Below are 20,921 nucleotides of genomic sequence, written 5' to 3' on the forward strand. Positions count from 1 at the left end.
ACCCTACTCCGGAAGATCCCCGGCGTCCTCTTGGAGGTGACGGTGGACTCGCGCGGCCGCTCCTCGCCTGGCGCGGCGGCCCGGAGTCGGTGTATGGGGGAGGGATGAGCGAGGGCGCCCGGAACGAGGCGACGACCGGGGTTCGGCGACGCGGGCTGCGGGCGGTCCTGGGCCGGTGGCCGGTGCGGCGGGTGCTGGTGCGCGGGGCTTCGATGGTCCCGACGTTGCGCGACCGCGACGTGGTGCTGCTGCGGGTGGGCGGTCGGCCCGCCGCGGGCAGCGTGGTGCTGGTGCGCTGGCCGGGCCGGCCGGGGCAGCTGTCGGTGAAGCGCGCGGTGCGCCCGGAGGGCCCCGGCTGGCACGTGGAGGGCGACAACGGCTTCGGCTCTACCGATTCCCGCGAGCTGGGCCCGGCCGAGGTGGTGGGTTCGGTGCGGTGGCGGTTGTGGCCGAACCCGGGGCGGGTGCGCTGAGCGGCTCAGCCCGCCCGGCGCAGCGATTCGTAGTGCTCCAGGCAGGTCCGGTGGTCGGGCAGCAGCCCGTCGGCCTGCGCCTCGGCGAGCCGGGGGGCCTTGCGGTCCTTGTCGGACAGCACCGGTTCGACGTCCAGTTCGGACCACGGCAGGTCCAGGTCCGGGTCGAGCGGGTCGATGCCGTGTTCGGCGGCCGGGTTGTACGGCGTCGAGCACAGGTAGCTGACCACGGTGTCGTCGGTGAGGGCGGCGAACGCGTGGCCGAGCCCTTCGGCGAGGTAGAGCGCGCGGTACTCGTCGGAGTCGAGGCGGACCGCCTCCCACCGGCCGAAGGTGGGCGATCCGGTGCGCACGTCGACGACCACGTCGAGGATCGCGCCGCGCGGGCAGTACAGGTACTTGGCCTGGCCGGGCGGGACGTCGGCGAAGTGCACGCCCCGGATGACGCCGCGCGCCGAGACGCTGTGGTTGACCTGCGCGAGCCGCATCCGGTGCCCGGTGGCCGCGGCGAACGGTTCTTCCTGGAAGGGCGCGACGAACAGGCCGCGGTGGTCCGGGAAGGACGGGGGCGTGAATTCGAACGCGTCGCTGATGTCGAGTTCGCGTACCTGCACGGCCCGAGCGTACGGAGCGGCCGGTGCGGTGCCGCGCCGCGGGTGCGGCACCGGGTCCAACCGGATGCGCGTACTGCTGAGCGTCGTCAACAAAGTGTTGAAAACGCTGGTCGGGTGTGATCCCCATCGCTGACAGTGATCCGCTCGCCTGGCAGACTGTCCCGACCGCAGCGTCCGCCGGACCGCTTCCCGGACCACGGAGAGCCGGCCCGGTCAACGAGGCGCCCGCCCGGTACGCCCGGGTGGGCGGCCGAGTCCAGTCGAACCGGGCGGCGCACGACCGCCGCCCACCGCCGGGCCCCCAGGGGCTCCCGGGCATGGCTATCAGGAGGGACGCCGTGACCACCGTGAACGACGACAAGCAGGTCTCCGGCAACGGGACCGGGCTGACGCAGGAGGAGATCTTCGCCGCGCACGAGGGCGGCAAGCTCGGCGTCGACGTGACCGCGCCGCTGGCCAGCGCGCGCGACCTGTCGATCGCCTACACCCCCGGCGTGGCGCAGGTGAGCCGCGCCATCGCCGCCGACCGCGCGCTCGTCGACCGCTACACCTGGACCCAGCGCCTCGTCGCGGTGGTCAGCGACGGCACCGCGGTGCTCGGCCTCGGCGACATCGGCCCGCGCGCCTCGCTGCCGGTGATGGAGGGCAAGTCGGCGCTGTTCAAGTCCTTCGCCGGGCTCAACTCCATCCCGCTGGTGCTCGACACCACCGACGTCGACGAGATCGTCGACACCCTGGTCCGGCTGCGCCCGTCCTTCGGCGCGGTCAACCTGGAGGACATCGCCGCGCCCCGCTGCTTCGAGCTGGAGCGGCGGCTGGTCGAGGCGCTGGACTGCCCGGTCATGCACGACGACCAGCACGGCACCGCCGTGGTCACCCTCGCCGCGCTGCGCAACGCCGCCCGGGTGACCGGGCGCGAGCTCGCCGACCTGCGGGTGGTGATCTCCGGGGCCGGCGCGGCCGGGGTGGCGTGCGCGAAGATCCTGCACACCGCCGGGGTCGGCGAGATCGTCGTGCTCGACTCGCGCGGCGTGCTGCACGCCGGGCGGGACGGCCTCACCCCGATCAAGCGGGAGCTGGTGGAGTTCACCAACCAGCGCGGCCTGACCGGCGACATCGGTGACGCGCTGCGCGGCGCCGACGTGCTCATCGGGGTCTCGGCCGGGACCATCGACGAGGAGCTGGTCGCCGGGATGGCCGACGGCGCCGTCGTGTTCGCGCTGTCCAACCCGGACCCGGAGATCCACCCGGACGTCGCGGGCAGGCACGCCGCGGTGGTGGCCACCGGGCGCAGCGACTTCCCGAACCAGATCAACAACGTGCTCGCCTTCCCCGGCATCTTCCGGGGCGCGCTGGACGCCGGTGCGCGGATGATCACCGACCGGATGAAGGTCGCCGCCGCCGAGGCCATCGCCAACGTCGCGGCCGACGACCTCGGCGCCGAGCACATCGTGCCGAGCCCGCTGGACCCGCGGGTGGCGCCCGAGGTCACCGCCGCGGTGGCCGCCGCCGCCCGCGAGGACGGCGTGGCCACCGCGTGAGCCGACCGGTCCGGGGCGGTCCCGCCGTCCCGGACCGGTTCCGCGCCGGGGGTCGGAAAACGTTCCCCCGGCGGCGTCACGAACACACTCCTCCGTCGTCACTCGGGCGGGGCACGCCCGCGAACCTCCGGTGCTGGGCCGGTAAGGTCGCGCCGGAACTCGCTGTGGTGCCGGTCACTCGTTCGAGGCGTGCTGGAGCGACCGGAGTCCGCGTCGTACCCGACGTGACCGCTACGCAGGAGGAGTGCAGTTGACCGACGAGCCCTCGGCCGGGGCGCTGGGATACCAGCACCGCGACGGCCCCGAGGACGACGAGCGGGTGCGGACCGCGCTGCCGCTGCCGGACGCGCCCGCCCTGCTCAGCACCGCCGACGGCCTGGTGGTGCGGGCGACCGAGCACGCGGTGCGGCTGGCCGGGCTGCGCTGCGCGCGGGAGCTCACCGGGCGCCGGCTCGCCGACCTGGTGGTCCGGCACGGTGACCGGTCGGTGCTGCGCACCTCCGCCGAGGACGTCCCGGTGCGCGCGCTGACCTGGCGGCACAGCGACTCGGCGGACCTGTGGGTGACCGTCCTGGTCGACCTCTCCGACGTCGCCGCCCCCCGCGCCGCGGCCCCCGAGGACGACGACCACGCCCGGCTGCTGGAGGCCCAGCAGCTCGCCAGGGTCGGCAGCTTCGCCTACTACCCGGACACCGGCGAGTTCTACCGCAGCCCGATCCTCACCGACTTCCTCGCCGGGTCCCGCGCGGGCGAGGTCGACGACGCGCACGCCCTGGTGGACTTCACGTTCGCGGCCGACCGGCACAAGGCGCTGGCGTTCTACCGGGGGCTGTTCGAGGGCCCGCCGGGCAGCGTGCGGGAGGCCGAGCTGCGCGACCTGCCCGGCAAGCGGGTCTACCTGTGCACCGGGCGCGCCGAGCACGACCGGTCCGGCCGGGTCGTGCGGGTGTTCGGCACCGTGCAGGACGTCACCGAGCACCGCGCCGCGGTCACCCGGATGGAGCGCACCAGCAAGCGGTTCACCGACCTGGTCCACATCACCCCGGTCGGCATCGGGCTGTTCGACCCGGCCGAGCGGCTGGTCACGGCCAACGACGCGCTGTGCGAGCTGCTCGGCTACCGGCTGGAGGAGCTGCGCGGGCGCGGCATCCAGGACCTCGCCCACCCCGCGGACCAGCCGGTGGCGCTGGCCGAGCTGCCCGGGGAGCGGCGCAGGCGGGTGCCGCACCGGGTGCTGGTCCGCGCCGACGGCGAGCCGGTGCACTGCGAGCTGCACGTGTCCTCGTCGGTGCAGGACGACGGCACCCGGTTCTGGCTGGTGGTGTTCCAGGACGTCACCGAGCGGCGGCGCGCCGCCGAGGCGCTGCGCTACCAGGCCACCCACGACGACCTCACCGGGCTGCCGAACCGCGCGGCGGTCAAGGAGCTGCTGCGGTCGCTGCTCGGCGGCGCGGACCCGGTGGACGTGGCGGTGCTGTTCTGCGACATCGACAACTTCAAGCGGATCAACGATTCGCTGGGCCACGACGCGGGTGACGAGCTGCTGGTCGCGCTGGCCCGGCGGCTCGAAGGCGGGCTGCCCGATTGCTGCACCGCCGCCCGGTTGTCCGGCGACGAGTTCGTCATCATCTGCTCGGACGTGGGCGCGGTCGGCGGGCTCGACTCGGTGGCGACCCGGGTGTCCGGGTTGCTGCGCACCGCGGTCCCGGTGCACGGCCAGCTCATCCGGGTGTCGGCGTCGATCGGCGCGGCGGTGCCCAGCGGCCCCGGCGCCGGGGGCGAGGACCTGCTGCGCTTCGCCGACGCGGCGATGTTCGAGGCCAAGCGGCGCGGCTCCGGTCGGGTGTCGCTGGCGAGCCCGGCGCTGATGGCCTCGGCCGACCGGCAGCTCCAGCTCGAAGGCCAGCTCCGGGAGGCGCTGCACCGCGACGGGCTCACCCTGCACTACCAGCCGGTCGTGGCCCCCGACGGTTCGGTGGTCACCGCGGAGGCGCTGGTCCGGTGGCCGCACCCGGACCGCGGGCTGCTCGCCCCGGACGCGTTCCTGCCGGTCGCCGAGCAGGGCGACCTGCTGCGCGACCTGGACCGCTGGGTGCTGCGCACCGCGCTGCGCGAGGCCGCCCGGTGGCCGCGCAGCGGCGGTCGTCAGGTCGGGGTGGCGGTGAACCTGGCCGGTCTGGTGCCCGGCGGCCCGGACTTCGTCGACACGGTGACCGACGTGGTCGCCGAGACCGGGCTGGACTGGCACCGGGTGGTGCTGGAACTGGTGGAGACGGCGCTGGTGGACCTGCCCTCGCGCACCCGGCAGGAGATGGCCGAGCTGGTCGCGCGGGGGGTGCGCTTCGCGGTGGACGACTTCGGCACCGGGTACTCGTCGCTGGCCCGGCTCAAGGAACTGCCCGCGCAGATCATCAAGGTCGACCGCCGGTTCGTCGCCGGGGTCGGCGGCGACGCCTCGGACTTCGCGGTGGCCCGCGCGGTGGTGGACATGGCCCGCGCGATGGGCCGCTACTGCGTGGCCGAGGGCGTGGAGACCGCCACCCAGTTCCACGCCCTCTGCGGTGTCGGGGTGGACGCCTACCAGGGCTGGTTGTTCGCCAAGGCGATGCCCGCCCGGGACTTCCGCGCGCTGCTGGCGGACGGCCCGCTGGCCACGCCGACCCCGTGATCGGCGCCGAGCACTCGCTTCAGGACCTGTTTCAGAATGGTCTGCGTGGCGGTGCGGGTTGACGGCCGCACCGCATGCGGCTCCGCCGCATTGTGAAAGGACCCCTCAGGCCGTGCGGGCCGCGGTGAGGAGCTCGGCGATGCGGTGGCGGGGGAGGTCGATCAGCCGCAGCGCCAGGTCCTCGGGCTCCGGGACCAGCGCCGCGACCCGGTCGGCGGCCGCGCGCTTGGTGCCGCCGCCGGTGGCGATCAGCGCTTCCCGCCACACGTTGCCGAGCTTGCCGTGGGCGCGGCGGAGCAGCCGTCCCGCCGCCGAGTCGTCGGTGACCGCCTCGGCCACGACCACCGCGTGCGCGGGATCGGGGGTGCTGCGGTGCAGCCGCAGCGCGTACTTGCCCGCGACCAGGTCGGCGAGCGCGCGCTGCCCGCGTTCGTCGGCGAGGTCCGGGTGCTGGTTGGGCAGCAGGAACGCGACCCGGTCGGCGCCGCAGGCCAGCAGCATCCGGGCCAGCCACGGCCCCGGGTCCGCGCGCAGGTCGAACACCGCCGCGGCGCTGACCGGCGCGGTCCAGTCCGGGCCGCGCAGCGCGGTGACCGGGGTGCCGAGCAGCGCGCCCAGCGCCTCCAGCGGAGCGGGCCCGCCCGCGGACTCCACCGACTGCGGGCCGTGGGTGTAGATGGCCTGGCCGCGGGCGCCCTTCTTGCGGGCCTTGCCGGTCGGCTGGCAGACGTAGAGGTCGGCGGCGCTGCCGATGGCCTGCGCGCCCTCGTAGCGGTGGAAACCGGGCAGCACCGCCTCGAAGACCATGCCCAGCCGCAGCAGCTCCTGCTGCACCTTCAGGCCGAGCGCGGGCGTGCGCGGGCTGAAACCGTAGGCCAGCAGCAGCCTGCTGCCCGGCCCGGCCATCGCCTCCGCCGCACGCCCGGCGAACAGCCCGATCCCCTCCGGCGTGTAGGGCGGGTCGGTGAACACCAGGTCGGCCCCGGCCTGCACCGCCGGGGGCAGCCCGAAGCGCAGGTCGGCGTGCAGCGTCCGCACGCCGAGCCGGTGCTCGGCGGACAGCGCGTCGAGGTGCCGCAGGATCCGCTCGTCGACGTCGACGACGGTGATCGAGGCCTCCGGCGCCAGCAGCGCGACGGCCGTCGAGGTCAGGTCGTGGTCGCCGAGGAACAGCAGCCGGGCTCCGGTGAGGTCGTAGTGGTCGCGCAGCCATTCGGCGCGGCGCAGCACCGTCTCCGGGGTGGCGGTGACGTGGTCCAGCGCGGCCAGCGGGGCGGGTCCGGTGGCGATGAACCGGCGCAGCAGCGCGGCCACCTCGGCGTCCGGTTCGGCGGCGGGCGGCGCGAACCTGGACCGGTACTCCGCGCGGACCGCCGGGGCCAGCCGGCACCCGTCCGCATCGCGGTCGAGGTCCGGGCCCAGCGCGGCGAGCAGGTCTTCCACGGTGCGGCGGGGCAGCGCGCTGCGCCGGACCAGCTCGTCGAAGGGCAGCGGTCCGGCGGCGAGCAGCGCCAGGACCTCGCGCAACGGCCTGCTGTGCACGCCGGCGTCGGCGAGCAGGGCGTCCACGGCGTCGAGGGAGGTGGTGTTCATCGGACCTGCCAGCCTACGGACCGCGCGGAGGGCGGCACCGCCGATCCCGTCCCACCTGGTGAGAGGGCGATCACACGAGGGTCTCGGTGCCCGGCAGGTTTCGCCTGATCGGGTTAGGGTCGGCCGGGTTCGGAGCGGTGCGGCCGCTCGGAGGGCGATCGACGAGGGGCGTCGGTGATCGAGTTCCAGGCGGTGCGCAAGGAGTACCCCAACGGCACGGTCGCGGTGCACGAGCTGAGCCTTTCGGTGCCGGAGGGGACCATCACCGTGCTCGTCGGCCCGTCCGGCTGCGGCAAGACCACGCTGATGCGGATGGTCAACCGGATGATCGACCCCACCTCGGGCCGCGTCCTCGTCGACGGCGCCGACGTCCGCGACCGCGACCCCGCCGACCTCCGCCGCGGCATCGGCTACGTGATCCAGCAGGCGGGGCTGTTCCCGCACCGCACCGTGCTGGACAACGTCGCCACCGTGCCGATGCTCTCCGGCGCCACCCGCCGCGCCGCCCGCGCCCGCGCCGCCGAGCTGCTCGACCGGGTCGGGCTGCCCGCCGAACTCGGCCGCCGCTACCCGGTGCAGCTCTCCGGCGGGCAGCAGCAGCGCGTCGGGGTGGCCCGCGCGCTCGCCGCCGACCCGCCGGTGCTGCTGATGGACGAGCCGTTCAGCGCCGTCGACCCGGTGGTGCGCGAGGACCTGCAGAACGAACTGCTGCGGTTGCAGGACGAACTGGACAAGACCGTCCTGTTCGTCACCCACGACATCGACGAGGCGATCACCCTCGGCGAGCGGGTCGCGGTGCTGCGCCAGGGCGGGCACCTCGCCCAGTACGCCGACCCCGACCACCTGCTCGCCGAACCCGCCGACGACTTCGTCACCACGTTCGTCGGCCGCGACCGCGGCTACCGGCGGCTGTCCTTCGTGGACTCCGCCGCGCTGCCGCTGCGGCACGCCGACCCGGTGCCGCTGGGCGAACCCGTCGCGGACGCACCGGACTGGCGGCTCGCGGTGGACGCCGACCGGCGCCCGCGCGGCTGGCTGCCGCCCGGCACCGCGGTGACCGACCCGCTCACCGAGGACCGGCTGGTCGCGGGAGGTTCGCTGCACCCCGAGCACGGCCCGCTGCGCGGCGCGCTGGACGCGGCGCTGTCCGCGCCCTCCGGCCTCGGCGTGGTCGTCGACGCCGACGGCGGGTTCCGCGGCGTGGTCACCGCCGACGACGTCCTCGCCGTCCTCCGCGACGCCCGGGACCGGCCGTGATCGACGCGCTGCTCGACTTCGCCGCCAGCCCCAGCAACCGGGAGCTGGTGCTGCGGCAGCTCGCCCAGCACGTCTACCTGGCGCTGCTGCCGCTGCTGCTCGGCGTCGCGCTGGCGCTACCGCTGGGGCGGCTCGTGCAGCAGGTGCGGTGGGTGCGCGGGCCGGTGCAGGGCGCGGCGAACGTGCTCTACACGATCCCCTCGCTGGCGCTGTTCGTGATCATCCCCGGCATCCTCGGCACCCCGCTGCTGTCCTCGGTCAACGTGGTCATCGCCCTGACCCTCTACACCGCGGCGCTGCTGGTGCGGCCGGTCGCCGACGCGCTGCGCTCGGTGCCGGAGCAGGTGGTGGCCGCCGCGACCGCGATGGGCTACCCGCCGGGCAAGCGGTTCGTCGCGGTGGAGCTGCCGCTGGCGGTGCCGGTGCTGACCGCCGCCGTGCGGGTGGCGTCGGTGAGCAACATCAGCCTGGTCAGCGTCGGCGCGCTGGTCGGCATCGGCGGCCTGGGGCGGCTGTTCACCGACGGGTTCCAGCGCGACTACCCGGCGCAGATCGTCGTCGGCATCGTGCTGACCCTGCTGCTGGCACTGCTGGTCGACCTGCTGCTGGTGGCGGTGTCGCGGCTGCTGACCCCGTGGGCGCGGGCGAGGGGAGCGGCCGGTGTTCGCTGAGCTGATCGCGTGGCTGACCGATCCCGCGCACTGGCGCGGCTCGGACGGCATCCCCGCCCAGACCCTGCTGCACCTGTACTACTGCGTGGTGTCGGTGGCCGCCGCCTCGGTGCTGGCCATCCCGCTCGGCGTCTGGATCGGGCACACCGGGCGCGGCGGGGTGCTCGTCGTCGGCGTGAGCAACGCGCTGCGGGCGCTGCCGACGCTCGGCCTGGTCACCCTGCTGGTGCTCGGCTTCGGGCTCGGCGAGGTCCCGGCGCTGGCCGGACTGGTCGTGCTGGCCGTCCCGGCGATCCTGTCCGGCGCGCACGCGGGCATCCGCAACGCGCCGCCGGACGCCGTCGACGCCGCGCGCGGCATGGGCATGACCCCGCGCCAGCGGCTGTGGCAGGTCGAACTGCCGACCGCGCTGCCGCTGATCCTCGGCGGGGTGCGCAGCGCGATGCTGCAGGTCGTGGCGACCGCCGCGGTCGCCGCCTACGTCGGGCTCGGCGGGCTCGGGCGCATCCTGCTCGACGGCCTCAAGGTCAGCGACTACGCCCAGATGGCCTCGGCGGCCATCGCCATCGCGGTGCTCGCGGTGCTGCTCGACCTGGTGTTGGCCGGGGTGACCCGGTTGCTCGTGCCGCGCGGCCTCACCACGGCCGCCCGACAAGGAGGTAGTCGAGGATGAAGCGGTTGCTGCTGGGCGCGCTCGCCGCGCTGCTGGTGCTCACCGGCTGCGGCGCGCAGGACCCGCTGGAGGCCAACCGGGAGCAGCAGCGCGACAGCGGTGCGCTGGTGGTCGGTTCCGCCGACTTCGCCGAGAGCGAGCTGCTCATGCACGTCTACGCCGAGGCGCTGCGCGGCACCGGCGCGGAGGTGGAGACCCGGCCGCGGATCGGTGCCCGCGAGTTCTACGTCAACGCGGCGCGCTCCGGCGAGCTCGCCGTGGTGCCCGAGTACACCGGCAACCTGCTCCAGTACCTCGACCCGCGCGCCACCGCGACCGAGAGCACCCAGGTCACCGAGGCGCTGCGCGCCGCGCTGCCGCCGGAGCTGGAGGTGCTCACCCCGTCCCCGGCCGAGAACTCCGACGTGCTGACGGTGACCCCCGAGACCGCCGCCGGCGGCGTGCGCTCGATGGCCGACCTCGGCCCCCGCTGCGGCGACCTGGTGCTCGGCGCGCCCGCCGAGTGGAAGGAGCGCTGGGAGTCGGTGATCGCCCGCGAGTACGGCTGCACGTTCCGCGAGATCCGCAGCGTCGAGGCCGGGACCATCACCGTCGACGCGCTGCTCGCCGACCAGATCCAGGTGGCGAACCTGTTCACCACCTCGTCCCAGATCGCCACCCACGGCCTGGTGCCGCTCGACGACCCGAAGAACATGTTCCCGGCGCAGAACGTGGTGCCGCTGGTCGGTTCCGGCCGGCTGTCCCCGGAGCAGACCGCGGTGCTCGACCGAGTCTCGGCGGCGCTGACCACCGAGAAGCTCACCGACCTCAACCGCCGCCTCGAAGTCGACAAGGCCAACCCGGCCGACGTGGCCCGCGACTTCCTCGCCGAAGCGGGCATCTGAACCGAGGACCACTTTCAGCGCGAGCTGCGTGGCGGTGCGAGTGGCGGAACCTCAGCGGTCTTCCCGCTCCGGGAGCCGTTCCTGATGTACCGGGCACGTACAAGGGTGCCCCTCACTCCGGCAGCTTTCGGGTAACGCGCAGCGCGGGAGCGGAGCGAGCCGGACCCGGCTCCCCGTTCGGGTGATCTTTTTCCGGGTGAGGGGCACCCTTGCCCCAGTTACTCGGACAAGGGTGCCCCTCACTCACCACCCTTCCGGGGGCTTCCGGGGGACGGGGCGGCCGTCGAGGCGGGCCGCGAGTTCGGCGGCCGCCCGGCGGACCTGGGCGGCGAGGTCCGGCCAGGTCCGCTCGCACCCGTCCGGGCAGTGGTGCCGGAAGGTGACGCTGATCGCCGCCACCGGCCACCCCGACCGGTCCAGCACCGGGCAGCCCACCGAGGCGAACCCCGCGGTGACGTGGCCGTCCTCCACCGACCAGCCCCGGCGCCGCTCCACCGCCAGCACCCGGCGCAGCCCGGGCAGGTCGCGCGGGCCGCGTCCGGTGCGCAGCACGAACCGCTCCCGGACCGGCAGCAGCGCCCGCACCTGCGCGGCGGGCAGCCGGGCCAGCATCGACCGGCCGGACGCGGTGAGCTGCGCGGGCAGCCGCACCCCGACGGCGGTCACCAGCGTCTGCGGCCGGGCCGGGCGCTGCTTGACCACGTACCGGGCCTCGCCGCCGTGCAGCACGCCCAGGTGCGCGGTGGCCCCGACCTCGTCGACCAGCCTGCGCAGCAGCGGATCGCCGAGGCGCCGCAGCGGGAGGTGCCGCAGCGACGCCGCGCCCAGCTCGAACGCCGCCGCGCCCAGGCCGTAGCGGTGCTCCTCGGGCAGGTGCGTCACGTACCCGGCGGCGACCAGCTCGGCCAGCAGGTGGTAGGTCGTGGAGCGGGGCAGCCGCAGTTCGCGGACCAGCACGTCCGCCGGGACCGGCCCGGCGTGCTCGGCCAGCACCCCCAGGATGTCCAGGCCGCGCCGCAGCGCGGGAACCTTGCCGCTGGTGCCCATGCGCCCTCCCGCGTTCATCCGGGAGTCTGGAATCCCGGACACCGACAGCGCAACCGCCCGCCGCGGGGACCGCGAGCCGCGTTCAATGGGGCCATGCCCGAGATCGCGATCGGTCCCGAACCGCTGACCCGAGACCAGGTCGTCGACGTCGCCCGGCGCGGCGCTGCGGTGGCCCTGAGCCCGGCCGCCGAACGGGGCATCGCCGCCACCCGCGAGCACATCGCGGCGCTGGCCGCCGATCCCACCGCCACCTACGGGGTGTCCACCGGGTTCGGCGCGCTCGCGGTGCGCCGCATCCCGGCCGAGCTGCGCGCCGCCATGCAGCGGTCCTTCGTCCGCTCGCACGCGGCGGGCGCCGGCGCCGAGGTGGAATCCGAAGTGGTGCGGGCGATGGCGCTGCTGCGCCTGCGCACGATTGCCAGCGGTCGCACCGGCGTCCGCCCGGCCACCGCGCACGCGCTGGTCGCGCTGCTCAACGCCGGGATCACCCCGGTGGTCCACGAGCACGGATCGCTGGGCTGCTCCGGCGACCTCGCGCCGCTGGCCGCGGTGGCCCTGGCGCTGACCGGCGAGGGCGAGGCGCACGACGCCACCGGCGCCCGGGGTCGCGCCGCGGACCTGCTCGCCGCGGCGGGGATCACCCCGGTGGTGCTCGCCGAGAAGGAAGGGCTGGCGCTGACCAACGGCACCGACGGGATGCTCGGGATGCTGGTGCTGGCGCTGCACGACCTGACCCGGCTGGTGGAGGTCGCCGACGTCACCGCCGCGATGAGCGTCGAAGCGCTGCTGGGCACCGACCGGGTGTTCGCCGCCGACCTCCAGCGGCTGCGCCCGCACCCCGGCCAGGCCGTGTCGGCGGCCCGGATGCGCGCCGCCCTCGCCGATTCGCCGATCGTGGCCAGCCACCGGGGCCCCGAGTGCTCGCTGGTGCAGGACGCCTACTCGCTGCGCTGCGCCCCGCAGGTGCACGGCGCGGCCCGCGACACCCTCGCCCACGCCACCGGGGTCGCCGACCGGGAACTGGCCGCCGCCATCGACAACCCGGTGGTGCTCGACGACGGCCGGGTCGAGTCCAACGGCAACTTCCACGGCGCCCCGCTGGGCTACGCGCTGGACTTCCTGGCGATCGCGGTCGCCGACGTCGCCTCGATGGCCGAACGCCGCACCGACCGGATGCTCGACGTGGCCCGCTCGCACGGGCTGCCGCCGTTCCTCGCCGACGACCCGGGAGTCGACTCCGGGCACATGATCGCCCACTACACCCAGGCCGGGATCGTCAGCGAGCTCAAGCGGATCGCGGTACCGGCCTCGGTGGACTCGCTGCCCACCAGCGCCATGCAGGAGGACCACGTGTCGCTGGGCTGGTCGGCGGCCCGCAAGCTGCGCCGCGCCCTCGACGGGCTCACCGAGGTCCTCGCCGTGGAGCTGCTCACCGCCGCCCGCGCCCTCGACCTGCGCGCCCCGCTGCACCCGGGCCCGGTCACCGGCGCGGTCCGCGACCTGCTGCGCGAGCACGTGCCCGGACCCGGACCGGACCGCCACCTCGCCCCCGAGATCGCCGCCGCTGCGGCGCTGATCCGCACCGGCGCGGTGCACACCGCCACCGCGCACCTACCCGACGGGAGCCGACGATGACCGGAGCCAGGACCGTGCGCGCCCCGCGCGGACCCACCCGCACCGCCCGGAGCTGGAGCACCGAAGCCGCGCTGCGGATGCTGCGCAACAACCTCGACCCCGAGGTCGCCGAACGCCCCGAGGACCTCGTGGTCTACGGCGGCAGCGGTCGGGCGGCCCGCGACTGGGCCAGCTTCGACGCGCTGGTCGCCGAACTCACCGGGCTCGCCGAGGACGAGACGCTGCTCGTCCAGTCCGGCAAACCGGTCGGCGTGCTGCGCACCCACGAGTGGGCGCCCCGAGTGCTCATCGCCAACTCGAACCTGGTGGGGGACTGGGCGAACTGGCCGGAATTCCGCCGCCTCGACGCCCTCGGCCTCATGATGTACGGGCAGATGACCGCCGGATCGTGGATCTACATCGGCACCCAGGGCATCCTGCAGGGCACCTACGAGACCTTCGCGGCGGTCGCCGAACAGCGCTTCGGCGGCAGCCTCGCCGGGACCCTCACCGCCACCGCCGGGCTCGGCGGGATGGGCGGCGCGCAACCGCTGGCGATCACCATGAACGGCGGCGCCGCCCTGGTCGTCGAATGCGACCCCGAGCGCGCCCACCGCCGGGTCCGGCACGGCTACCTCGACGAGGTCGCCGACGACCTCGACGACGCGGTGCGCCGCGCGGTCGCCGCGAAGGACGCCCGCCGGGCGCGGTCGGTCGCGGTCCTCGGCAACGCCGCCGAGGTGCTGCCGGAACTGCTGCGGCGCGGGGTGCCCGCCGACGTCGTCACCGACCAGACCTCCGCGCACGACCCGCTGGCCTACCTGCCGCGCGGCATCGCGCTCGCCGACTGGGCCGACCGCGCCCGGCGCGACCCCGAGGACTTCACCGCGCGGGCGCGGGAATCGATGGCCGAGCACGTCGAGGCGATGGTCGGGTACCTCGACGCCGGGGCCGAGGTCTTCGACTACGGCAACGCGCTGCGCGGGGAGGCGCTGACCGGCGGCTGCGCCCGCGCCTTCGACTACCCGGGCTTCGTGCCCGCCTACATCCGGCCGCTGTTCTGCGCCGGCAAGGGACCGTTCCGGTGGGCCGCGCTGTCCGGCGACCCCGCCGACATCGCCGCCACCGACCGCGCCGTGCTGGAGATGTTCGGCGACGACGACCACCTCGCCCGGTGGATCCGGCTGGCCGGGGAGAAGGTCTCCTTCCAGGGCCTGCCCGCGCGGATCTGCTGGCTCGGGTACGGCGAGCGCGCCCGCGCCGGGCAGCGGTTCAACGAGATGGTCGCCGCCGGGGAAGTCGCCGCGCCGCTCGTGCTCGGCCGCGACCACCTGGACTGCGGATCGGTGGCCTCGCCGTACCGGGAGACCGAGGCGATGGCCGACGGCTCCGACGCCGTCGCCGACTGGCCGATGCTCAACGCCCTGGTCAACACCGCCTCCGGCGCCACCTGGGTGTCGCTGCACCACGGCGGCGGCGTCGGCATGGGCCGGTCGCTGCACGCCGGGCAGGTCACCGTCGCCGACGGCACCGACCTCGCCGCCCGCAAGCTCGACCGGGTGCTCACCAACGACCCGGCGACCGGGGTGCTGCGGCACGCCGACGCCGGGTACCAGCGGGCCCGGCAGGTCGCCCGCGACGGCGGACTGCGGGTGCCGCTGTGAGCGGGCTCCTCGACGACCTCGCCGACATCGGCCGCGACCCGCACCGCGGCGGCTACTCCCGGCACGTCTTCGACGACGCCGACCGCCGGTCGCGGGAGTGGTTCGCCGACCGCGCCGCCGCCTGCGGGCTGACCACCACCACCGACCGCAACGCGAACCTGTGGGCGTGGTGGGGCCCGCCGGGACCGGACGCGGTGGTCACCGGCAGCCACCTCGACTCGGTGCCCGGCGGCGGCGCCTTCGACGGCCCGCTCGGCGTCGCCTCCGCCTTCGCCGCCGTGGACTCGTTGCGGCACGCGGGTTTCCGGCCCGCCCGCCCGGTGGCGGTGGTGGCCTTCGCCGAGGAGGAAGGCGGCCGGTTCGGGGTGCCGTGCCTCGGTTCCCGGCTGCTCACCGGGGCGATCGACCCGGACCGGGCGCGGGCCCTGCGGGACGCCGACGGCACCACCTTCGCCGAGGCGATGCGCGCCGCCGGGGGCGCCCCGGAGCACCTCGGCCGCGACGAGGAGGCGCTGCGGCACCTCGGGCGATTCGTCGAGCTGCACGTCGAGCAGGGCCGGGCGCTGGACCGGGCGGTCGGCGTGGCCCGCGGCATCGACGCGCACGGCCGCTGGCGGTTCCGGTTCACCGGGCGCGGCGACCACGCCGGGACCGCCCGGCTCGACGACCGGCGCGACCCGATGCTGCCCGCCGCCGCGCTGGTCACCGCGGCCCGCCGGGTCGCCGCCGCCACCCCCGACGGCCGGGCGACGGTCGGGCGGCTGCGGCCCGTCCCCGGCGGCACCAACGTCATCGCCTCCGCCGTGGACGTCTGGCTCGACGCCCGCGCCCCCGGCGACGCGCGGGTGCGGGACGTGGTCGCCGAACTCACCGGGCTCGCGCGGCAAGCCGCCGCCGACGAGGGCTGCGCGGTCGCCGTCACCGAGGAATCCCGCAGCGGCGCCGTGCGCTTCGACACCGCGCTGCGGGACCGGTGCGCCGCCCTGCTCGACGACGCGCCCGCGCTGCCCACCGGCGCCGGGCACGACGCGGGCGTGCTCGCCGCCGAGGTGCCCACCGCGATGCTGTTCGTCCGCAACCCCACCGGCATCAGCCACGCACCGCAGGAGCACGCCGAACCCGACGACTGCGCCGCGGGCGTGCGGGCCCTGACCCGCGTGCTGCGCGAGCTGGCCGCCCCGTGACCGCCTACTGGTGCGAGCGCGCGTGGCTGCCCACCGGCCCCGCGCCCGCCGTGCTGCTCGACGTCGACGGCGACCGGATCACCGCGGTGCGCCCCGGCGCCGAACCCGGCTTCGCCACGCGGCTGACCGGGCTCGTCGTCCCCGGCGCGGCCAACGCGCACTCGCACGCCTTCCACCGGGCGCTGCGCGGCGCCGGGGGCCCCGGCACCTTCTGGACCTGGCGGGACCGGATGTACCGGCTCGCGCGGCGCCTCGACCCCGACCGCTACCACCGGCTCGCCCGGGCCGCCTACGCCGAGATGCTGCTCGCCGGGTACACCGCCGTCGGCGAGTTCCACTACGTCCACCACGCGCCCGGCGGCACCCGCTACGCCGATCCCAACGCGATGGGGGAGGCGCTGCTCCACGCCGCGCGGGACGCCGGGATCCGCTGCACGCTGCTCGACACCTGCTACCTCGCGGGCGGTTTCGGCACCCCGCTCGACGAACCGCAGCTGCGCTTCTCCGACGGCGACGCGCACGCCTGGGCCGAGCGCGTCGACGCGCTGCGCCCCGGACCGGGCCAGCGCATCGGCGCCGCCGTGCACTCGGTGCGCGCGGTGCCCGCCGAGCAGATCCCGCACGTCGTCGACTGGGCGCGCCACCGGGGCGCACCGCTGCACGCGCACCTGTCCGAGCAGCCCGCCGAGAACACCGCCTGCCGCGCCGCGCACGGCACCACGCCCACCGGGCTGCTCGCCGCGCGCGGCGCGCTCGACGCCGAGTTCACCGCCGTGCACGCCACCCACCTCACCGACGAGGACGTCACCGCGCTCGGCGGCGCCGGGGTCTGCCTGTGCCCGACCACCGAAGCCGACCTCGCCGACGGCATCGGCCCCGCCGGCGCCCTCGCCGCGGCGGGGGCGACGCTGTCCATCGGCAGCGACGGGCACTCCGCCGTCGACCCGTGGGCCGAGGCGCAGGCCGTCGAAGCCGGGCAGCGGTTGGCCACCGGCAGGCGCGGCCACTTCACCCCGGCCGCGCTGCTCGGCATGGCCACCGCCGCCGGGCACCGCGCCCTGGGCATGCCCGGCGGGGCCCTCGCCCCCGGTGCCCCGGCCGACCTCGTCGCCCTCGACCTCGGCTCGGCCCGGTTGGCCGGGGTCGAACTCACCGACGTGCCCGCCGTCGCCCGGGCCGCCGACGTCCGCGACGTCGTCGTCGGCGGCGAGCACGTCGTCCGCGACCGCGCGCACCGCACCATCGACGTCCCGGCCGCGCTGCGCTCCGCGATCGACGACCTGCGGGAGGACCCGTGACCAGCACCGCCATCACCGGCATCGGCGAACTCACCACCCACGACCCCGAGCTCGGCACCCCGCGCGGCGCCGCCCTGGTCCTCGACGGCGAGCGGGTCGCCTGGGTCGGCCCCGACCACCGGGTACCGCCCGCCGACACCCGCGTCGACGTCGACGGCGCCGCCGTGCTGCCCGGCTGGGTCGACAGCCACACCCACCTGGTGTTCGCCGGGGACCGCACCGACGAGTTCGCCGCGAGGATCGCCGGGGAGCCCTACCGGGCGGGCGGCATCGAGGTGACCGTGCGCGCCACCCGCGCCGCCACCGACGAACAGCTCGCCGCGACCCTCCGGCGGCACCTCGACGAAGCGCTCGCCCAGGGCACCACCTGCGTCGAGACCAAGACCGGCTACGGGCTCACCGTCCACGACGAACTCCGCGCCGCCCGGATCGCCGCGACCGCCGCCGACGAGGTCACCTTCCTCGGCGCCCACGTGGTGCCCCAGGACACCGACGACTACCTCGGCCTAGTCTGCGGCGCCATGCTCGACGCCGTGCTGCCGCACGTCGGCTGGTGCGACGTGTTCTGCGAGCGCGGGGCCTTCGACGCCGAGCAGTCCCGCCGGGTGCTGCGCGCCGCCCGCGCCCGCGGCCTCGGCCTGCGCGTCCACGGCAACCAGCTCGGCCCCGGCCCCGGCGTGCGGCTCGCCGTCGAGGAAGGCGCCGCCAGCGTCGACCACTGCACCCACCTCGAACCGTCCGACGTGGAGGCGCTGGCCGGGTCCGGGACCGTCGCGACCCTGCTGCCCGCCTGCGACCTGTCCACCCGGCAACCCCTGCCGCCCGCCCGCGCGCTGCTCGACGCCGGAGCCGTCGTCGCCCTCGCCACCAACTGCAACCCCGGCTCCTCCTACACCACCTCGATGGCGCACTGCGTGAGCACCGCCGTGCTGCAGATGGGCATGAGCGTCGCCGAGGCCGTGCGGGCCGCGACCTGGGGCGGGGCGCGAGCGCTGCGGCGCGACGCGGGCGACGGCGCCGTCGGCGTGCTCCGCCCCGGCGCCCGCGCCGACGTGCACGTGCTTGACGCGCCGAGCACGACGTGGCTCGCCTACCGGCCCGGCGTCCCCCTCACCCGCACCGTCTGGCGCCTCGGCGTCCGGCGGTGAGGGGTGGCAGCAAAGGAACTTTGCTGTCACGGGTGGCAGCAGGGGAACCTTCCTGTCATGGGTGGCAGCAGGGGAACCTTCCTGTCACAGGTGAGAGGAAAGTTCCCCTGCTGCCACTCACCCCGCACGTCGGTTGAAGCGCCCGGACCGGGACGGCTTCGGCGCGGGTCACCAGCACTGCGCCGGCGTGATCGTCATGATCGGAATCGGTCGGGGGAGCGCCCGTGCGGTGGCTCGTCGCGCGGTTCCCTGGATGGCCGAATCGTGTCCGCCTACTTGTGCTGTGCGCACAAACGCAACGGGCGAAGCTCATCGCGCGGGCATGATGCGACCGCTCCGCATGCGGTGGAAGGTGGGATCCAACATCAACGAAAGGACTCGCCGTGAAGGTCGCCGTACCGCGCGAGATCAAGAACAACGAGTACCGGGTCGCGATCACCCCGGCGGGAGTCCACGAGCTGGCTTCGCGCGGGCACGAGGTCTTCCTCGAGGCGGGCGCCGGTGCCGGGTCGGCCATCCCGGACGAGGACTACCTCGGGGCGGGGGCCACGGTCCTACCGGATGCCGACGAGGTGTGGTCGCAAGGCGACGTGGTCCTCAAGGTGAAGGAACCGATCGCCGAGGAATACCCGCGGATGCGCCGGGACCAGGTGCTGTTCACCTACCTGCACCTGGCGGCTTCGGCGGAGCTGACGGAGGCGCTGCTGGCGTCCGGGACGACCGGCATCGCCTACGAGACGGTGCAGAACGCCGCGGGCGCGCTTCCGCTGCTGGCCCCGATGAGCGAGGTCGCGGGCCGACTCGCTCCCCAGGTCGGAGCGTATTCGCTGATGACGCCCGAGGGTGGTCGCGGGGTGCTGCCCGGCGGCGTCCCCGGTGTCCACCCCGCGCGGGTCGTCGTGATCGGTGGCGGGGTCGCCGGGCTCAACGCCGCCCGCGTCGCGCTCGGGCTCGGTGCCGATGTCGAACTGCTGGACACCAACGTCGACAAGCTCCGCGACATCGACCGCGACTTCGCCGGACGCATCCGGACGGTGACGTCCAACCGGTACTCCGTCGAGAAGTCGGTCCGGGCGGCCGATCTCGTCGTCGGTGCCGTGCTCATCCCGGGCGCCAAGGCCCCGACGCTGGTGTCCAACGAGCTCGTCTCCACGATGAAGCCCGGCAGCGTGCTGGTGGACATCGCGATCGACCAGGGCGGGTGCTTCGCCGATTCGCGTCCGACCACGCACGACGCACCGACCTACCGGGTCCACCAGTCGGTCTTCTACTGCGTGGCGAACATGCCGGGGGCGGTGCCCAACACCTCCACGCACGCGCTGACCAACGTCACCCTCCCGTACGTGCTGCGGATCGCCGAGCAGGGCTGGCGGCAGGCCGCCCGCGAGGACGCCGCGCTGGCCCTCGGGCTCAACGCCCACGGCGGCGACCTCGTCAACCAGGCGGTAGCCGAGGCGCACAGCCTCTCCAGCACCTCGCTGGCCGCCGTGCTCGGCTGAGCAGGGATGACAGCAGGGGAACTTTCCTCCCACAGGTGAGAGGAAGGTTCCCCTGCTGTCACCTGTGACAGGAAGGTTCCCCTGCTCGCAGCTGCTGAGGAAACACCGAGGGTCATGGCCTTCTCCGCAGCGGTGCTCGGCTCGTCGCATCCTGCGCGGATGCGGGGGCGCACTGCGGTGCGGTGGAAGGGCGACGGTGCGTGAGGAAACGTTCACCTCTAGGGGGCGGCCCGCTCAACCGGCCTGGGGGTTACCGGGAGCAGGCCGCCACTTTCAGTGTACGGCAGCTTCCTTCCTCTGCCGACGTTTCGGACCTGCTCTTCCGCCGGTCGGTCCGGACCCGAATCGATAAGCACTCGATAGGGTGAGCATCAGGCGTCACCCGTGCAGGCCTGGATTCACCGTGCCGATGTCACCCGTTGGAGTCGATCGCTGACCCGATCGGGCTCCCCGTCGTTCCGGCGAACGGCGGCTGCGACGAGCGGGGAGGCGATGTGGAGCACGGGACGCTGCGCAAGGCGGTCCTGGACCGATTGGATGACCTCGACCGGGTGGCCACCGATGGTGCGGTCGAGATGCTGCTCCCGGTGGCGCGGGCCGAGCTGCCGCGGCTCGCGGAGAGCATGCGGGCACTGCTGCGGGACCACCGCCCGGATTCCGACGGCCGGTGCCGGAACTGCCTCGTGCGGGCCCGGCCGTGGCCGTGCCGGGTGTGGTCGACCGCGCACCGGCAGCTCGTCGTCGAGCACTCCGCGGTCCCGCACCGCCGCGCCCTGCGGTTGCGCCGCGCGGTCGAGCCGACCGCGGTGGTCGACCCGGTGCTGCCCGAGGTGCAGGCCACCATCGTCACCGAGGGCGGTCGCGGCCCGAGCGACTGGGACACCGAGGAGTTCACCAGGCCGGAGCTGACGACGCCGCCGCCGAACCCCACTCCGGTCGGCGGGCACCTGGAAACCGCGCACGAGAAGATCCACCGGGCCTCGGTGGTCGACCGGGACATCCGGTGGCCGCCCTGAACGTCGCCGCGAAAACGTCCACTCCGCACGAGTCGCTGAGCGGCGTCGGGCAGGATGGGGCCGAGGCCACGACCGAC

The 20,921-nt window shown here is 75.1% G+C and carries 17 protein-coding genes; 14 read left to right on the top strand and 3 right to left on the bottom strand.

Features of this window, described 5'->3' with window-relative positions; translation table 11 throughout:
- Nucleotides 1-104: 104 nt before the first annotated feature.
- The gene (locus tag ABD976_RS25345; RefSeq protein ID WP_345367482.1) at nucleotides 105-473 is read left to right on the top strand and encodes a S26 family signal peptidase; all 369 of its coding nucleotides are present in this window, start codon (nucleotides 105-107) and stop codon (nucleotides 471-473) included.
- Between the two features lie 5 nt (nucleotides 474-478).
- Here ABD976_RS25345 and ABD976_RS25350 read toward each other — a convergent pair whose 3' ends face one another.
- Nucleotides 479-1,087 carry a dTDP-4-dehydrorhamnose 3,5-epimerase family protein gene (locus tag ABD976_RS25350; protein ID WP_345367484.1) on the bottom strand — a complete coding sequence of 203 codons (609 nt, stop codon included), beginning with the start codon at nucleotides 1,085-1,087 and terminating at the stop codon, nucleotides 479-481.
- Nucleotides 1,088-1,425: 338 nt separating this feature from the next.
- Here ABD976_RS25350 and ABD976_RS25355 point away from each other — a divergent pair, with 338 nt between their 5' ends.
- Together ABD976_RS25355 and ABD976_RS25360 are read left to right on the top strand one after the other, a co-directional pair.
- Nucleotides 1,426-2,628, top strand: a complete 1,203-nt coding sequence (locus tag ABD976_RS25355; protein ID WP_345367486.1) for an NAD(P)-dependent malic enzyme — start codon at nucleotides 1,426-1,428, stop codon at nucleotides 2,626-2,628.
- Between the two features lie 250 nt (nucleotides 2,629-2,878).
- Nucleotides 2,879-5,296 (top strand): putative bifunctional diguanylate cyclase/phosphodiesterase, encoded by a 2,418-nt coding sequence (locus ABD976_RS25360; RefSeq protein ID WP_369774689.1) that lies wholly within the window; start codon nucleotides 2,879-2,881, stop codon nucleotides 5,294-5,296.
- A 105-nt stretch (nucleotides 5,297-5,401) separates the two neighbouring features.
- Here the strand turns inward: ABD976_RS25360 and ABD976_RS25365 are convergent, their stop codons facing one another.
- A complete protein-coding gene (locus ABD976_RS25365; RefSeq protein ID WP_345367488.1) occupies nucleotides 5,402-6,889 on the bottom strand; it encodes a bis-aminopropyl spermidine synthase family protein in 1,488 nt (495 codons plus the stop codon).
- 174 nt (nucleotides 6,890-7,063) lie between these two features.
- On the opposite strand from ABD976_RS25365, the gene ABD976_RS25370 reads away from it, so the two are divergent.
- From ABD976_RS25370 to ABD976_RS25385, 4 genes are read left to right on the top strand one after another with little or no spacing between them, the layout of a single operon-like run.
- On the top strand, nucleotides 7,064-8,146 hold the full coding sequence (locus ABD976_RS25370) for an ABC transporter ATP-binding protein (protein WP_345367490.1): 1,083 nt from the start codon (nucleotides 7,064-7,066) through the stop codon (nucleotides 8,144-8,146).
- Nucleotides 8,143-8,817 carry an ABC transporter permease gene (locus ABD976_RS25375; RefSeq protein ID WP_369774690.1) on the top strand — a complete coding sequence of 225 codons (675 nt, stop codon included), beginning with the start codon at nucleotides 8,143-8,145 and terminating at the stop codon, nucleotides 8,815-8,817. Before ABD976_RS25370 ends, ABD976_RS25375 begins: the two co-directional genes overlap by 4 nt.
- Complete coding sequence (locus ABD976_RS25380) at nucleotides 8,807-9,490, top strand: ABC transporter permease (RefSeq protein ID WP_345367492.1); 684 nt, start codon at nucleotides 8,807-8,809, stop codon at nucleotides 9,488-9,490. Before ABD976_RS25375 ends, ABD976_RS25380 begins: the two co-directional genes overlap by 11 nt.
- A complete protein-coding gene (locus ABD976_RS25385; protein WP_345367494.1) occupies nucleotides 9,487-10,374 on the top strand; it encodes an ABC transporter substrate-binding protein in 888 nt (295 codons plus the stop codon). The genes ABD976_RS25380 and ABD976_RS25385 overlap by 4 nt, the downstream gene beginning before the upstream one ends.
- A 243-nt stretch (nucleotides 10,375-10,617) precedes the next feature.
- On the opposite strand, the gene ABD976_RS25390 is transcribed toward ABD976_RS25385, so the two are convergent.
- A complete protein-coding gene (locus tag ABD976_RS25390) occupies nucleotides 10,618-11,421 on the bottom strand; it encodes an IclR family transcriptional regulator (RefSeq protein ID WP_345367496.1) in 804 nt (267 codons plus the stop codon).
- A gap of 93 nt (nucleotides 11,422-11,514) precedes the next feature.
- Here ABD976_RS25390 and hutH point away from each other — a divergent pair, with 93 nt between their 5' ends.
- The 7 genes from hutH to ABD976_RS25425 all read left to right on the top strand — a co-directional run bounded on the left by hutH (nucleotide 11,515) and on the right by ABD976_RS25425 (nucleotide 20,844).
- On the top strand, nucleotides 11,515-13,056 hold the full coding sequence (gene hutH / locus ABD976_RS25395; RefSeq protein WP_345367498.1) for a histidine ammonia-lyase: 1,542 nt from the start codon (nucleotides 11,515-11,517) through the stop codon (nucleotides 13,054-13,056).
- A complete protein-coding gene (gene hutU, locus ABD976_RS25400) occupies nucleotides 13,053-14,699 on the top strand; it encodes a urocanate hydratase (RefSeq protein WP_345367500.1) in 1,647 nt (548 codons plus the stop codon). Before hutH ends, hutU begins: the two co-directional genes overlap by 4 nt.
- Entirely contained in the window at nucleotides 14,696-15,883 is a 1,188-nt protein-coding gene (locus ABD976_RS25405; protein ID WP_345367502.1) for an allantoate amidohydrolase, read from the top strand. Before hutU ends, ABD976_RS25405 begins: the two co-directional genes overlap by 4 nt.
- Nucleotides 15,880-17,181, top strand: coding sequence for a formimidoylglutamate deiminase (locus ABD976_RS25410; RefSeq protein WP_345367504.1), 1,302 nt, complete (start codon nucleotides 15,880-15,882; stop codon nucleotides 17,179-17,181). Before ABD976_RS25405 ends, ABD976_RS25410 begins: the two co-directional genes overlap by 4 nt.
- Nucleotides 17,178-18,329 carry an imidazolonepropionase gene (gene hutI, locus ABD976_RS25415; RefSeq protein WP_345367506.1) on the top strand — a complete coding sequence of 384 codons (1,152 nt, stop codon included), beginning with the start codon at nucleotides 17,178-17,180 and terminating at the stop codon, nucleotides 18,327-18,329. Before ABD976_RS25410 ends, hutI begins: the two co-directional genes overlap by 4 nt.
- 383 nt (nucleotides 18,330-18,712) lie before the next feature.
- Complete coding sequence (gene ald, locus ABD976_RS25420; RefSeq protein WP_345367508.1) at nucleotides 18,713-19,828, top strand: alanine dehydrogenase; 1,116 nt, start codon at nucleotides 18,713-18,715, stop codon at nucleotides 19,826-19,828.
- A 419-nt stretch (nucleotides 19,829-20,247) separates the two neighbouring features.
- Entirely contained in the window at nucleotides 20,248-20,844 is a 597-nt protein-coding gene (locus ABD976_RS25425) for a hypothetical protein (protein ID WP_345367510.1), read from the top strand.
- Nucleotides 20,845-20,921: the final 77 nt, after the last annotated feature.

The organism is Saccharopolyspora cebuensis, assembly GCF_039542665.1.
Lineage (GTDB): Bacteria > Actinomycetota > Actinomycetes > Mycobacteriales > Pseudonocardiaceae > Saccharopolyspora > Saccharopolyspora cebuensis.

Bases quoted from the DNA above. Each gene is read 5' to 3' on its own strand.
- hutH (WP_345367498.1), top strand. From the start codon at position 11,515: ATGCCCGAGATCGCGATCGGTCCCGAACCGCTGACCCGAGACCAGGTC.
- hutU (WP_345367500.1), top strand. From the start codon at position 13,053: ATGACCGGAGCCAGGACCGTGCGCGCCCCGCGCGGACCCACCCGCACC.
- ABD976_RS25390 (WP_345367496.1), bottom strand. From the start codon at position 11,421: ATGGGCACCAGCGGCAAGGTTCCCGCGCTGCGGCGCGGCCTGGACATC.
- ABD976_RS25365 (WP_345367488.1), bottom strand. From the start codon at position 6,889: ATGAACACCACCTCCCTCGACGCCGTGGACGCCCTGCTCGCCGACGCC.
- ABD976_RS25345 (WP_345367482.1), top strand. From the start codon at position 105: ATGAGCGAGGGCGCCCGGAACGAGGCGACGACCGGGGTTCGGCGACGC.
- ABD976_RS25385 (WP_345367494.1), top strand. From the start codon at position 9,487: ATGAAGCGGTTGCTGCTGGGCGCGCTCGCCGCGCTGCTGGTGCTCACC.